The following is a 12,374-nucleotide window of genomic DNA, read 5'->3' as shown; positions in this document are numbered from 1 at the left end:
TCGCTCAAAAACCGCGCATGCCTTGCAGGGACATCACCCGGAGGCTCGGCGGCCCATCGAGATCAGCGCCGCAGGAGGATGTGTTACCGCGCGGCTGGTCGGTTTGGCGCGGAGCGCGAAACTCGGCGCGGAAGCGGCGGCGCGGCTCATCGAACTCTTCGAAGAAGTCGAAGATGATGATTCCGCGCGGATGCTCGCGATCACCGGCACCGGCAAAGCTTTCTGCAGCGGATTCGCCCCGGAGGTGAACCCTGCACTGGTCGAGTCGCTCGCAGCGATCTCGAAGCCCACCGTCGCGATCGTCAATGGAGACGCCACCGACGAAGGGCTGGAATTGGCGATGGCCGCCGACATCCGCGTCGCGCTGGCATCCGCGCGATTCGCACTCACCCAGGCAGGGCGGGGCGGTTTGCCGCGGTTCGGCGGAACCCAGCGGCTTCCCAGGCTGGTGGGACCGGCGCACGCACTGCGCATGATCCTCACCGGCGCGGCTATCGATGGAACCGAGGCGCATCGAATCGGACTGGTAGCCTATCTTGCGAAAAATGAGCGCGATCTGGCTCGCACCGGGGGTGCGGTTGTCGAGGCGATCTTGAGCCGCGCGCCGCTGGCCGCGCGACTGGTCAAAGATGCGGTGATAAAAGGGTATGATATGACATTGGAGCAGGGCGTCAGGCTTGAGGAAGATCTCTACGCCTTGCTACAAACGACTGCCGATCGCGCCGAGGGAGTGCGTGCGTTTCTGGAGAAGCGCAAGCCGCTGTTCCGCGGCGCGTGAGCAATCAATTTCACAAGAGGAACGGACTGGGAGATGGCCAATCAGCTGGGTAAGGTTTATATCTGCGGCAAATGCGGATCGCAGGTAATTGTCACCAAGGGTGGGACCGGCGCGCTCAAGTGCTGCGGCGTACCGATGGAACAGAAGAAGTAGGCGCGCGAGTGTAGGGTCTGCAAACCATGGACGCTGTAGCTTTTATCGCGGAACTCGCGTCCGAAAACGAATCAATCTTGAAACGACTGGCTCCCGCTCAGGCGCTCGGGGTGGAAGCGCGCGGTGACTTGAGTCCGCGCAATCTGCTGCGAGTTGCGCTGAAAAACGAACTCGAAGCGAGTGAGATTGCCGCATTGTGGATGCCCTCAGCGCGCGGCGCGGAGCTGAAGCTCGCGCTCGCTCGGCAGGCCGGCGACGAGGCCCGCCACTACCGACTAATCGTCGAGCGACTCCACAGTCTGGGCGACGACCTCGAGGGATTCGACCCTCTCGCCCAGGGATACAGCCCCCTGTTCAAGTTTCTGAGCACCTTGGAGAACGACGTGGAGCGCGTTGCCGCAGGGCAGTTCACGCGCGAAGCTATCGCGCTGGTCAAGAACGTGCAGTTCATCGAGCTCTGCGAGCGGGCGGGAGACATCGCAACCTCCTTGCTGTATCGCGGCGTGATCCAGCCCGACGAGCAACATCATCATCAGCTGGGTCGGCACTTTCTGGCACGTCTGGCCGTCGACGAGGAGTCCCAGCAGATGGCGCGTGCGGCCCACGCACGCACGCTGACCCTGGCCGAGGAATTACAGACGCTGGCGTTCCAGCGCACGGGCGTGCATCATGCGCCCGGTTGCTAGCGCGCAGACGCGGGAAACCTCATGATCGGGACAATCATAATCGGAATTCTTGCCGGCTGGCTTGCGGGGAAGCTGATGCAGGGCGCCGGCTACGGGTTGATTGGGGACCTGATCCTCGGCCTCATCGGCGGAATCATCGGGGGATGGATCTTCGCGCAACTGAGAGTGGCAGGGCCCGAGGGGATGATCGGTTCCCTGGTGGTAGCGACGATTGGTGCCGTCATCCTGGTCTGGATTACCCACCTGGTGCGCCGCGTCTGAGCGTACGTTTTCCTTCTGCGGTTCGCTCGTGAGCCTGGCGAGTCTGTGGTCGCGCGCCTTTTCTGGCGCGTGAAACTGGTCTCGCCTCTTGCACGCGACCAACGGCAGCGGCTTCTCCCGGGCTTGGGAGGAGCGTCGACTGGGAAAATTTTATGACTCTGGAACGAAGTAACTTCTACGTGATCACCGGATGCTCGGGCGGTGGAAAGTCCACCCTCATCGATGCCTTGCGCAGGCGTGGATTTCTATGCATCGACGAGGTGGGACGCCGGATCGTCCGGCAACAGCTTCGTATCGGAGGCGATGCGACCCCGTGGCAGGATCAGGTCAAATTCAGAGAGCTTCTGCTGGCGCGGGACATGGACGTCTTCGAAGAGGTGGTGGAGCGAACCAATCCGGTATTTTTTGATCGTGGCATTCCAGAAGCAATCGGATGGTCGCGATTGCTGAATGTCCGCACTCTGGAGCATCATCGTGCGGCCGCACGAATCTACCGCTACGCGAGGAAGGTGTTCGTCACGCCCCCGTGGCCAGAAATCTTCAAGCAGGACGAGGAACGACGGCACAGCTTTGAAGATGCGCTGGCGCAGTACCCATTGGCACTGGAGGTCTACCTAAGGTGCGGGTATGAGCTGATCGAAATTCCGAGATTGCCGGTCTGCGAAAGAGTTGATTTCGTCCTCGCGCAGGTTGGGGGGCAATCCTGAAGAGCATGGTAACGTTACCGGCGGCGGGACCCCCGCGATGAAACGCACAGACGCCTGCAGAAAGACCAGCGAGCCAACAGTTACCAGCAACATCGACCCCTGCAAGCGCCGTGGGACAGAGTTTCCTTCCCTCACTAAGTCAAATCTCATGAAAGCCAGAATCTTTCACCACGATGCGTCCGAGATCGATTGGTATTGCGAACTGCGAGGTGACGGTCCGTCGGTGGTTTTGATGCCGTCCGGCGAGGGCGACAGTGCAAGCTTTCAGACCGTCGCGGATGTTCTGTCAGATGAATTCACAATACTCACCTTCGATATGCCGGGCTTCTCCCGATCCGGTCCACCATCGGAGTTTGGGAAGGTAACGGCGACTATGCTTGCCGGCCAAATCGCCGCACTGATGTCGTCGCTCAACCTCGCACCTGCAGCATTCTATGGCTGCAGCTCAGCGGGCTTGGCTGCGCTAAGTCTGGTAGCGCGACATCCCGAAATAGTGCGCAATGCTATCGTGCATGAGGCGGCCCTGCTTAGAGACTCCGTTCCGCCCGATGCCACGGCAACCTTGTTCGCACTCAACGACCTCGATGACACAGCGATAGTGAACAGTTGTAAGGGCCTATTCCGGAATCAGGCTAACAGCGACGCGCGAGCTTGGGATGCGATTGGTCAAGACTATCATCTGCGCCTCGAGAAGAATTACGTGACTTGGGTCCGACACTATTTGTGGGAGGGACTCGCCGATCACAGATACACCTCGGAGGAACTAGGATATCGGCCGATTTCTTGGTCCGTAGGCGGTCTTTGGGATAGTTGGATTGTGGCTACGAATGCTGAGGTCGCACGCAGGGCCAACCTCAACGTCGAGAGCCTGCCGTGCAAACATTTTCCACAGGTCGAGATCCCAGACTTGCTAGCAGCTCGCATTCGCGCGCACACAAAAACCCACCTCGCACGGAGGTGAACCAAATTGCGGCGCTCAGTTGGGATGCGAACGCGCCAACACTTGACGCGGTAGTTCACGACCTTCTACTAGCGCAATCGCCTAAAGTAATTTCCTGTACTGCCGAGCGCACAGCTGACGATACTGAGAACGCCGCCTAAATCACTTTCGTCGCGGGCGAAGACAGGCGAGACGCAGGCGTAGCGACTTCCCGAGCCAGAGGGCGTTGATCGCGTGATCGTGGTACGCATCGCCGGTATTCGGATGGACCAGAACTGAAAGCCCGCCCCGATTCAGCATCAGCCACGGGACAATTTTCGGAAATTCGCCGCGGGCGAACTTGACCTGGTACATCGATCGCGGATGCGGGCCGACGGGTTGATCGTGCCAGCGCCCCATTTCAACCCGAAATGCCTTTTCGATCGCGCGGCGCAGTCGAGAGGCGGTGCCTCGTTTTCGCGGATCGTAATAGACGTGCGCGTGGTAGTCGTGGATTTTGCCGCTGTCGATCATTTTGCAGCCACGTCACTCACTACCTGGCATCGGTGGGGGCGCTGAACACAAGGCCACGCCCGTGCTCCGCCTCGGAATGGCACCAATTTCGAGGCAGTACGCTGCCCGTGGGGAAATATCATACCGACCCAACCATCGCGGTCAGCTTTTCGACCAAGGCCGGGGCGCCGGTTGCGTGCTTCAGAAATACATCCACTTCGGTGCATTCACTCGCCAGCTTCCTGATCTGTTCAGCCCATCGCGCCAGGTCCGCGTCAGCGTAGTTCTCCTTGCGCAAGCGCATGTAAGCGTAGGGCGCTGTTCGCACCGCCGGGGTTGCGAGCTGGTCGGTTTCGGCTATACACAGCGCGCAGCCCGCCTCTTGCAGCATGGCGAAAGTATCGTCGCTCAGCCACGACTTGTTGCGGAACTCGAAGGCCGTCTTCATGCGGTCATTCAGCAGAGACAGGAAGTCCTTGAGAACTACCAGGTCCTTTCTGAACCCGGGTGGCAGTTGAACGAGCGTGGGTCCCAGGCGCTGACCCAGCGCCTGAGCCGTCTCAATGAAGTAATCGATTTCGCGCTCCACGTTCCGGAGCTTGGCAATATGAGTGATTCGTTGCGAGGCTTTGAGCGAGAAGCGGAAACTCTCGGGGGTTTCGCCGCACCACTTTTCGAGCATCTGGCGGCGCGGCATCGCGCGGAACGTGTAGTTGATTTCGACAGTCGGGAAGCGCGCCGCATAGAAGGCGAGCATCTTCGGCCCCGCGATTTTTTCGGGGTAAAAAGTGCCGCACCATTCCTTGTAGCTGAAGCCCGATGTCCCGATTCGAACCATGCGAGGGTTGTGGTCAGAACATTGGCGGATTACGCGGACTGGGCACGGACCGACGCCCCGATTCACGCCAGCGCGTGCAGGCGCAGGCCTTCGACCTGAGCCTGGATCGGGGCGGGCAGCTCGACGCGGCGCGCATCGCTCCAGGTCCGTTCGAGACGGTAAAAGTCGCGGGCCGGCTCGTAAAAGATGTGCACGACGACGTCGTCATAGTCGAGCACGACCCAGTGTGCATGATTTAAGCCTTCGACTGCGAGCGGGCGCATCCCGTCCTTGACCATCCGCTCTTCGATGCCGCGGGCGATCGCCTGCACCTGCACGTCGGACCGCCCAGTCGCAATCAAGAAGTAGTCCGCGATGGTTGAGAGATGCTCCGATTGGAGCACGACCAGGTCGTAGGCTTTCTTTTCCAGCGCCGCTTCAGCCGCGGTGAGTGCCTTCTCTCGTGAATCCACGCTTGGGTTCGGTGTGCCTCTAATCAATAAAGCGCGTGTCGTTGGATGTAGTCCGCGACATCACTCGGGACGAGATAGTTGATTGATTGTCCGCGCTGAATTTTGCGGCGAATTGCAGTAGCCGAGTAAGGAATAACCGAACTTGCGATAAACGAAAGCGTGTGCCCGCTCGTGTGCACGTAGTGATCTTCTTTTTGACTGTAACCAAACCCGTTCAGCGCGGCAAGCGAGACCTTGGCCGGACCGCTTTCACCTTCCGGTAACCGGGTATGCACGGCGATGTTACACAGCGAAACGATCTCGCCGCAGTCCTTCCAGGTCTCGAGTTCCGCAAATTGATCGGCGCCCATCAGCAGGTACAGCGTCGCCGGCTGGCGGAGGGTTGCGAGGAAGTACTTCACGGTTTCGATGGTGTAAGAGCGGCCGGTGCGGCGAATCTCGACATCCGATGCCATGAAGTGGCGATTGCCCTTGGTCGCAAGCCGCACCATCGCAAGGCGATGTTCCGCCGGCGCGAGATCGCCCTCGACCTTGTGCGGAGGCGACGCGGCGGGAATGAAATAGACCAGGTCGAGACTGAGAGCCTCGCGGTCTTCTTCGGCCGATCGCAGATGGCCGAAGTGGATTGGATTGAAGCTCCCCCCAAACAGACCTACACGCATTGCCGCGGACGGCCTCCCAATTAGTTGCGCTTAGCCGCGCACCTGCCCGTTGCCGTGAACCACATACTTGTACGTGGTCAGCTCGCTGAGACCCATCGGCCCTCGTGCATGAAGCCGATTGGTGGAGATTCCGGTTTCCGCGCCAAATCCAAACTCGAACCCGTCGGTAAAACGGGTCGATGCATTTACATAAACCGTAGCCGAATCGACCTCGCGTTCAAAGCGTTTTGCCGCGGAGCGGTCCTGCGTGATTATTGCGTCGGCTAGATGCGATCCGTGGCGCTCGACGAAAACGATGGCTTCATCGACCGAATCCACCACCTTCACAGAGAGAATCAGGTCCAAGTATTCCGTATCCCAATCCGCTTCGGTCGCGGGACGCGCATCGCGCAGCACGCGACGGGTCCGCTCATCTCCGCGAATCTCCACGCCTGCTTTCTTAAGTCGGGTCGCGATGGGCGGAAGAAAGCGCTCTGCGATGGCCGAGTGCACGAGCATGGTCTCCATCGCGTTGCACACCGAAGGACGGCTGCACTTGGCGTTGAAGCAAATCTCTTCGGCCATCTTTAGGTCGGCGGCGCGATCCACGTAAGTGTGGCACAGCCCGTCAAAATGCGGGAGCAGCGGCACCGCCGATCCTTCGAGCGCGTCCTTGAGCGCCTTCCCGCCGCGCGGAATGATGAGGTCAATTAGCTCAGGGTGCCGCTTCAGAATCTGAATCACCTCGCGGTCCGGATCTTCCACGAAAGTCGCGCACTCGGCATCGAGACCCGCTTCAGCGAGCGCCTTGGCAACCGATCTAGCCAGGAAGGAATTGGTGGAACGTGCTTCTGAGCCGCCCCGCAGCGCCACCGCGTTGCCGGACTTGAGACACAGCACGGCCGCATCGACGGTGACGTTGGGACGCGATTCATAAACGATCGCGATCAATCCGAGCGGAACTCGAATCTTGCAGATGGCAAGGCCATTGGGCCGCTGGCGCGCTTCAATCTCTTCACCGACCGGGTCGCGAAGAGCCGCAACCTCCTCCACACTCCTGGCCATCGCCTCGATCCTGCTTTCGTTCAAAGTCAGTCGTTCGAGAAAAGCCCCTGCCCGTCCGTGGCTACGCGCGCGGTCGAGATCGAGCGCGTTGGCCTGGAGAATCGCGCCGCGTGAGGCACGCAGAATTTTCGCCAGCGCGAGCAGCGCGGCATTCTTTTGCTCCGCGTGAGCGAGCGCGAGCTTGCGCCCGGCCGCCCGCGCTCTCCCGAGCATGGCTATCACATCGGATTCAAGACTCATGCAATTTCCTTGAGCAGCACAAAGTTGTCGCGATGGATGATCTCATCGGCAACCTTGTAGCCAAGCACGCCTGAGATTTCCGTGGAACGGCGGCCCATCACCTTTATCACATCGGCCGCGGGGTAGTTGACCAGCCCACGTCCGAACTCGACCCCATCCGGGTCGAGCAGGCTGACGCAATCTCCTCCGCCAAAATCACCTTGCACCTTCTTTATTCCCGAGGGCAGCAGGCTGCGGCCCCTGGCGCGCAGCGCATCGGCCGCTCCGCGATCGACCGCCAACGCCCCTGCCGGGCGCAGTGCATAGGCGATCCAGTGTTTACGGCTTTTCAGGCGTTCACCGGCCGGAATGATCAAGGTTCCGATCTCGCATGCCGGATCCAGAACCGCACTCAACACCCCCGGCTCGCCGCCGGGTGCGATGACCGAGGGTATTCCGCCGCGGGCTGCTTCGCGGGCGGCCTTGAGCTTGGTTGCCATGCCGCCGCTGCCGAGGGGGCCCGCGCTTTCCGCAACCAGCCCGCTCATCCCCGCTTCCGGATCGGTCAGAAGAGGAACCAGGCGCGCGTCGGGTCGCCGGCGCGGATCGCCGGTAAGAACCCCCGGCACGTCGCTCAGGATGATCAGCAACTGGGCCTGGACCAGAGTTGCGACCAGTGATGAAAGAACATCGTTGTCGCCGAGCCTGATCTCTTCGACCGCCACGGTGTCGTTTTCATTGACAACCGGGACCACCGCCGCGGCAAGCAGCGCCCCGATCGTCTGGTTGGCGTTGATGCGCCGGCGGCGTTCCGCGAGATCCTGATGCGTCAGCAGCAGCTGCCCGATGCTCCGATTGTGGTTGGCAAAGGCCCGCGCCCATTCGCGCATCAGATCGATCTGACCCGCTGCGGCCGCGGCTTGTCGCGCCGCGATGCTAGTGTCGCCCAGCCTCGACAAACGCGCGCGCCCGGCAGCGATCGCCCCCGAGGTGACGACGATGACCTCACGGCCACCACGAATCGCGGACTCCGTCTCGAGGGCGAGCCGGTCAATCACTTCGCTGAGGAGCCCGTGCGGGCCCGAGAGCACCGCGCTGCCCACCTTGACGACGACGCGCCTGGCGCGAGCGAGGATGGGCGCCTTGTAGTTCAGCTGGGACATTCGTCCGCTGCCTGATCGAGTTCCGAGAGCTTCAGCGCAATTTGCGCGATCAAAGGTTTAAGACCGATCCCTTCTGCCGCGGAGATCGGCAAAACCCGACGCCCGAGGGAGACCTCAAGCGCACGTGCCGCTGCCTGGCGCTCCCCGGTTGGGAGTAAATCGATCTTATTCAGTGCGATCAGGGCGGGGCGTTCGAGCAAAGCAGGATCAAAAGCGCCTATTTCGCCGCGAACCGTAGCGTAGGCTTTCTCGGGATTCGAAGAGCCATCCAACACATAGAGCAGCAGCCGGGTTCGCGATAGATGGCGCAGGAAGCGAATCCCTAGTCCGTGTCCGAGATGCGCCCCTTCGATCAGTCCGGGAATGTCGGCGATGGTATAGCTCTCTTCTTCGGACACAAACACACGACCGATGTTGGGAGCGAGTGTGGTGAAAGGGTAGGGCGCGATCTTCGGTCGGGCCGCGCTTAACGCCGCCAGCAGTGTGGACTTACCCGCATTAGGCAGTCCCACCAGTCCGGCTTCCGCAACAAGACGAAGCTCCAACCTGACCCATCGTTGTTCTCCGGGCACGCCCGGCGTTGCGATGCGCGGCGATCGCCGGGTTGGGGTCGCGAAGTGCTTGTTGCCGCGTCCCCCTTCACCGGCTTGCGCGATAACTGCGCGTCCCCCCGGCATGACCAGGTCGGCGACCACTTCGCCGCTTTGGTCATCGAGGACCACGGTACCGGGCGGGACGCATACGATCAGATCATCGGCGGCCCGGCCATACTGCTGCTTACCGCGGCCCGGCTCACCATCGCGGGCGACCAATCGCGGTTGATATTTGAAGTCGAGCAGGGTCGAGAGGCCTTCATCGACCTCGAATATCACACTTCCGCCACGACCACCGTCACCACCGGAGGGGCCGCCGAAGGGCCGGTATTTTTCGCGCAAAAAAGCAATCGCGCCGTCACCTCCCTTGCCGGCGTGAACGAACACTCGCGCTTCGTCAATGAACCGCATACCGCTGACGCATTATATCAGTCGCCGGTGGCGCCGGGGCGGCCGCCTTAGCTTTGGGTCCCGCGAATGGCCCGTATTGGTCCGGGGAAACAGTCAAGTGTCCGACTGCGACGATGAAGCCTGCGTTTCCTATCAGCTGGAAAAACCGAGCGATCTTGCCTTGCCGATGGGAACCAAAAGTTCGGAAGGTTTTACGAAGTGATCCCCCACGGTTCCGTGACGGTGCCCACGTTCTACCTCACCCTGGCGCTGGCCAGGGGTGAGGAGATTTCAGACCAATCCCCTGGCTAGGCGCAGAGTTCTGCGAGGGTACGGACCGCTTCGATTGATCCGGTTCCGATGAGCATGGTCTTAACCGGTGAGTCCTTCCAGGCCTTGAGGCGATCCGCGATCCGTTCCTTTGGTCCGATCAGCGCGACTGCATCAACCAGCCCGTCAGGCACCATCGCGATTGCTTCAGTCCTGTTGCCGCCAAGGTAAAGGTCCTGAATCTTTCCTGCCTCGTCCTCGTAGCCGAGCCGGCGGGCGTAGTCGTTGTAGAAGTTTTTCGAGCGAGCGCCCATTCCGCCGATGTACAAGGCGAGATTGCCTTTGACGGCCATCCGGCACTTTTCGACATCCGGTCCCATCACGCAAGTAACAAACGGGGCCACTTCGAAGTTATCCAAAGACTTTTTACCGCCAGTCCTGGCGAAGCCTTCCTTGAGTGGCCCTGCGTAAAGGTCCCAACGTTCCGGATTCATCCACACGGGAATAACACCGTCGGCGATTTCCGCCGCGAGCGCGATTCCTTTGGGGCTGATCGACGCTGTGTAGATTTTCATATCTTTACGGCCGTGCATGATGCTCTTGAGCGGCTTGCCGAGGCCGCTAGCGCCGGGGCCGTGGTAGGGAATCTGGTATTCTTTGCCATTAAGCTCGAGCGGCGTTTCCCGCGCCAGGATCTTGCGCACGATTTCGATATACTCGCGCGTCCGCTGGAGGGGCTTACCGTAGGGCATGCCGTGCCATCCTTCGACCACCTGCGGACCGGAAGGGCCGATGCCCAAAATGAAACGCCCGCCCGACATCGCATCCAGCGTCATGGCGGTCATCGCCGTCATCGCGGGTGTGCGCGCCGGCATCTGCATGATTCCGGTGCCCAGGTTGATCCTCCTGGTCTGAGCTGCGATCCAGGCGAGTGGGACGATAGCGTCCGAGCCGTAAGCTTCGGCCGTCCATACTGAATCGAAGCCCGCGTCCTCGGCTGCGTGGATCAAATCCATCGGCACGCCAGTGCCGGTATACCCTGTTACTAACCCGAGTTTCATCGCCATCGTCCTCCCGCTCCGGAACCGATGCTTGGGCCCGGTGCCCTGCCAGTGAATAACAGCGCGCCCAAAATGAAAAGCCCCGCGGGACTTCCCGCGGGGCTCCGGTGCGCCCTCTCGTAAGCTTTAAGAGTTAGGTTCCGCCGCGGCCTTCGGCTCGACGCTCACCTGGCGCTTCTCGCCGCGCGGTTGGTACTTAACGATTCCATCGATACGCGCGTAGATCGTGTAGTCGCGCCCCATACCGACGTTGCGGCCCGGATGAATTCTAGTGCCAAGCTGGCGCACGAGAATGTTGCCGGCCTTGACGGTTTGGCCGTCGTAAATCTTGATACCGCGATGCTGCCCGGGGCTGTCGCGGCCGTTGCGGGTCGAACCTTGTCCTTTTTTGTGCGCCACGGCTGGTCTCCTCCGGAGAAGAGCGGCAGAGTTCCCGCGAAGTCGAGCGGCGGATCTACGCCCCCGCCGAAATCTCTTCGATCTTGAGTATCGTCAATTCCTGCCGATGCCCATGCTTGCGGCGATAGTTTTTACGCCGCTTCTTCTTGAACACGATGATCTTGCTGCCGCGGGGCTGCTGAACGATCTTCGCGCGCACGGAAGCGCCCGCTACCAGCGGAGTTCCGACCTTGGGGGTTTCGCCGCCGAGCGCCAATACTTCGGTGAGGGCGACTTCCGCGCCGACATCGCCAGGGATCCGCTCGACCGTAAGCTGGTCGCCCACGCCGACGCGGTACTGCTTTCCACCCGTCTTTACGATCGCAAACATGGAAATACCGGAACCAAATTCAATATCGGAGGTCTACCAGCGTGTCAACGCCGGGCACCTTAAGCTGCGCAGGCACACCCTCTGCCTGCTCGCGCAGCGGCGGCCCGATCGTTGGTCCAGCTGATTCACCTGCCGGAGAGCGGGCTCATGGGCCGCTCATTCATTTGGTGTCGAGCATTTCGCAGCGACGGTCGAACACCGACGACTCACCAGCTCGCGCGCTCCGTCAAATCGGACCTCGTTGGCCGCACTGAGAGGCGGCTGGGTGGAGCACTGAGGAGTCGTCCGAAACTCGGTTGGTTCGGGCCAAACCGTCGCTTCAATCGAGACCCAAACGCTCGCGGCCCTCGGGGGAGATCATCTGCGGATTCCAGGGTGGTTCCCACACCAGATCGACATCCGCTTCGGAGACGCCGGGCAAGCCCATGAGCTTTTGCCGCGCATCGAACGCGATCGATCCCCCCATCCCGCAACCTTGCGCGGTTAGGGTCATCTTGACCTCGACCTTGTGGCTTCCGTCGTCCCGATCCTTGATTTCCATGCCGTAGACGAGACCGAGATCGACGATGTTGACGGGAATCTCGGGGTCGAAGCAGGTCTTCAGTTGTTCCCACACCATCGCCTCGAGGTCGCCCGCGGTACCAGTCCGCGCGGGTGCCGCATCTTCGGGTTTTTTGCCGAGCGCGTCGGCATCTTTTCCGGCGATGCGGAACAAGCCACCGTAGGCGGGCGCCTGGACCGTGAAGGTTCCGCCCAGCGATTGGGTTATGTAAACCTCAGTTCCCTTCTCGATATTGGTCTTCGAGCCAGCGGGAATCTGGATTGCTTCGACGTCGCGCGAAACTTCAGCTCGTTCCATGGCAGTGCCTCGACGATATTGAGTGCAATTGTAAACC

Annotated in this window: 17 protein-coding genes; 6 read left to right on the top strand and 11 right to left on the bottom strand. The window is 60.9% G+C overall.

Annotated features, from left to right (window positions below; translation table 11 throughout):
• Nucleotides 1-22 precede the first annotated feature (22 nt).
• The 6 genes from VGI36_02480 (at nucleotide 23) to VGI36_02455 (ending at nucleotide 3,546) form a co-directional block, all read left to right on the top strand.
• On the top strand, nucleotides 23-778 hold the full coding sequence (locus VGI36_02480) for an enoyl-CoA hydratase-related protein (protein HEY2483981.1): 756 nt from the start codon (nucleotides 23-25) through the stop codon (nucleotides 776-778).
• 33 nt (nucleotides 779-811) lie between these two features.
• Nucleotides 812-931, top strand: a complete 120-nt coding sequence (locus tag VGI36_02475; protein ID HEY2483980.1) for a desulfoferrodoxin — start codon at nucleotides 812-814, stop codon at nucleotides 929-931.
• A gap of 26 nt (nucleotides 932-957) precedes the next feature.
• On the top strand, nucleotides 958-1,617 hold the full coding sequence (locus VGI36_02470; protein HEY2483979.1) for a ferritin-like domain-containing protein: 660 nt from the start codon (nucleotides 958-960) through the stop codon (nucleotides 1,615-1,617).
• Between the two features lie 21 nt (nucleotides 1,618-1,638).
• On the top strand, nucleotides 1,639-1,878 hold the full coding sequence (locus VGI36_02465; GenBank protein ID HEY2483978.1) for a GlsB/YeaQ/YmgE family stress response membrane protein: 240 nt from the start codon (nucleotides 1,639-1,641) through the stop codon (nucleotides 1,876-1,878).
• Between the two features lie 152 nt (nucleotides 1,879-2,030).
• Nucleotides 2,031-2,585 carry an AAA family ATPase gene (locus VGI36_02460; protein ID HEY2483977.1) on the top strand — a complete coding sequence of 185 codons (555 nt, stop codon included), beginning with the start codon at nucleotides 2,031-2,033 and terminating at the stop codon, nucleotides 2,583-2,585.
• Between the two features lie 148 nt (nucleotides 2,586-2,733).
• On the top strand, nucleotides 2,734-3,546 hold the full coding sequence (locus tag VGI36_02455) for an alpha/beta hydrolase (protein HEY2483976.1): 813 nt from the start codon (nucleotides 2,734-2,736) through the stop codon (nucleotides 3,544-3,546).
• Nucleotides 3,547-3,687: 141 nt separating this feature from the next.
• Here the strand turns inward: VGI36_02455 and VGI36_02450 are convergent, their stop codons facing one another.
• The 11 genes from VGI36_02450 to sufT form a co-directional block, all read right to left on the bottom strand.
• On the bottom strand, nucleotides 3,688-4,038 hold the full coding sequence (locus VGI36_02450; GenBank protein HEY2483975.1) for a DOPA 4,5-dioxygenase family protein: 351 nt from the start codon (nucleotides 4,036-4,038) through the stop codon (nucleotides 3,688-3,690).
• Nucleotides 4,039-4,156: 118 nt separating this feature from the next.
• Complete coding sequence (locus tag VGI36_02445) at nucleotides 4,157-4,855, bottom strand: DUF72 domain-containing protein (protein ID HEY2483974.1); 699 nt, start codon at nucleotides 4,853-4,855, stop codon at nucleotides 4,157-4,159.
• 62 nt (nucleotides 4,856-4,917) lie between these two features.
• The gene (gene rsfS / locus VGI36_02440; protein HEY2483973.1) at nucleotides 4,918-5,307 is read right to left on the bottom strand and encodes a ribosome silencing factor; all 390 of its coding nucleotides are present in this window, start codon (nucleotides 5,305-5,307) and stop codon (nucleotides 4,918-4,920) included.
• Nucleotides 5,308-5,330: 23 nt separating this feature from the next.
• Nucleotides 5,331-5,969: a nicotinate-nucleotide adenylyltransferase gene (gene nadD / locus VGI36_02435; protein HEY2483972.1), complete on the bottom strand. Its 639-nt coding sequence runs from the start codon at nucleotides 5,967-5,969 to the stop codon at nucleotides 5,331-5,333.
• A gap of 30 nt (nucleotides 5,970-5,999) precedes the next feature.
• Nucleotides 6,000-7,253, bottom strand: coding sequence for a glutamate-5-semialdehyde dehydrogenase (locus tag VGI36_02430; protein ID HEY2483971.1), 1,254 nt, complete (start codon nucleotides 7,251-7,253; stop codon nucleotides 6,000-6,002).
• The gene (gene proB, locus VGI36_02425; protein HEY2483970.1) at nucleotides 7,250-8,395 is read right to left on the bottom strand and encodes a glutamate 5-kinase; all 1,146 of its coding nucleotides are present in this window, start codon (nucleotides 8,393-8,395) and stop codon (nucleotides 7,250-7,252) included. The genes VGI36_02430 and proB overlap by 4 nt, the downstream gene beginning before the upstream one ends.
• Nucleotides 8,383-9,399: a GTPase ObgE gene (gene obgE, locus VGI36_02420; protein ID HEY2483969.1), complete on the bottom strand. Its 1,017-nt coding sequence runs from the start codon at nucleotides 9,397-9,399 to the stop codon at nucleotides 8,383-8,385. The genes proB and obgE overlap by 13 nt, the downstream gene beginning before the upstream one ends.
• Before the next feature lie 287 nt (nucleotides 9,400-9,686).
• The gene (locus VGI36_02415; protein ID HEY2483968.1) at nucleotides 9,687-10,709 is read right to left on the bottom strand and encodes an LLM class F420-dependent oxidoreductase; all 1,023 of its coding nucleotides are present in this window, start codon (nucleotides 10,707-10,709) and stop codon (nucleotides 9,687-9,689) included.
• Nucleotides 10,710-10,835: 126 nt separating this feature from the next.
• Entirely contained in the window at nucleotides 10,836-11,108 is a 273-nt protein-coding gene (gene rpmA, locus VGI36_02410; GenBank protein ID HEY2483967.1) for a 50S ribosomal protein L27, read from the bottom strand.
• 55 nt (nucleotides 11,109-11,163) lie between these two features.
• Nucleotides 11,164-11,478 (bottom strand): 50S ribosomal protein L21, encoded by a 315-nt coding sequence (gene rplU, locus VGI36_02405; protein HEY2483966.1) that lies wholly within the window; start codon nucleotides 11,476-11,478, stop codon nucleotides 11,164-11,166.
• A gap of 319 nt (nucleotides 11,479-11,797) precedes the next feature.
• On the bottom strand, nucleotides 11,798-12,337 hold the full coding sequence (sufT, locus tag VGI36_02400) for a putative Fe-S cluster assembly protein SufT (protein HEY2483965.1): 540 nt from the start codon (nucleotides 12,335-12,337) through the stop codon (nucleotides 11,798-11,800).
• Nucleotides 12,338-12,374: the final 37 nt, after the last annotated feature.

It is taken from the genome of Candidatus Binataceae bacterium, assembly GCA_036495685.1.
Classification (GTDB): domain Bacteria; phylum Desulfobacterota; class Binatia; order Binatales; family Binataceae; genus JAFAHS01.
Note: the sequence above shows the minus strand (reverse complement) of the source record. Positions and strands in the feature narration are given on the sequence as shown.

Bases quoted from the DNA above. Each gene is read 5' to 3' on its own strand.
- VGI36_02430 (HEY2483971.1), bottom strand. From the start codon at position 7,253: ATGAGTCTTGAATCCGATGTGATAGCCATGCTCGGGAGAGCGCGGGCG.
- VGI36_02415 (HEY2483968.1), bottom strand. From the start codon at position 10,709: ATGAAACTCGGGTTAGTAACAGGGTATACCGGCACTGGCGTGCCGATG.
- VGI36_02455 (HEY2483976.1), top strand. From the start codon at position 2,734: ATGAAAGCCAGAATCTTTCACCACGATGCGTCCGAGATCGATTGGTAT.
- VGI36_02475 (HEY2483980.1), top strand. From the start codon at position 812: ATGGCCAATCAGCTGGGTAAGGTTTATATCTGCGGCAAATGCGGATCG.
- proB (HEY2483970.1), bottom strand. From the start codon at position 8,395: ATGTCCCAGCTGAACTACAAGGCGCCCATCCTCGCTCGCGCCAGGCGC.
- VGI36_02445 (HEY2483974.1), bottom strand. From the start codon at position 4,855: ATGGTTCGAATCGGGACATCGGGCTTCAGCTACAAGGAATGGTGCGGC.
- obgE (HEY2483969.1), bottom strand. From the start codon at position 9,399: ATGCGGTTCATTGACGAAGCGCGAGTGTTCGTTCACGCCGGCAAGGGA.
- VGI36_02460 (HEY2483977.1), top strand. From the start codon at position 2,031: ATGACTCTGGAACGAAGTAACTTCTACGTGATCACCGGATGCTCGGGC.
- nadD (HEY2483972.1), bottom strand. From the start codon at position 5,969: ATGCGTGTAGGTCTGTTTGGGGGGAGCTTCAATCCAATCCACTTCGGC.
- rplU (HEY2483966.1), bottom strand. From the start codon at position 11,478: ATGTTTGCGATCGTAAAGACGGGTGGAAAGCAGTACCGCGTCGGCGTG.
- sufT (HEY2483965.1), bottom strand. From the start codon at position 12,337: ATGGAACGAGCTGAAGTTTCGCGCGACGTCGAAGCAATCCAGATTCCC.
- VGI36_02470 (HEY2483979.1), top strand. From the start codon at position 958: ATGGACGCTGTAGCTTTTATCGCGGAACTCGCGTCCGAAAACGAATCA.
- VGI36_02465 (HEY2483978.1), top strand. From the start codon at position 1,639: ATGATCGGGACAATCATAATCGGAATTCTTGCCGGCTGGCTTGCGGGG.
- VGI36_02450 (HEY2483975.1), bottom strand. From the start codon at position 4,038: ATGATCGACAGCGGCAAAATCCACGACTACCACGCGCACGTCTATTAC.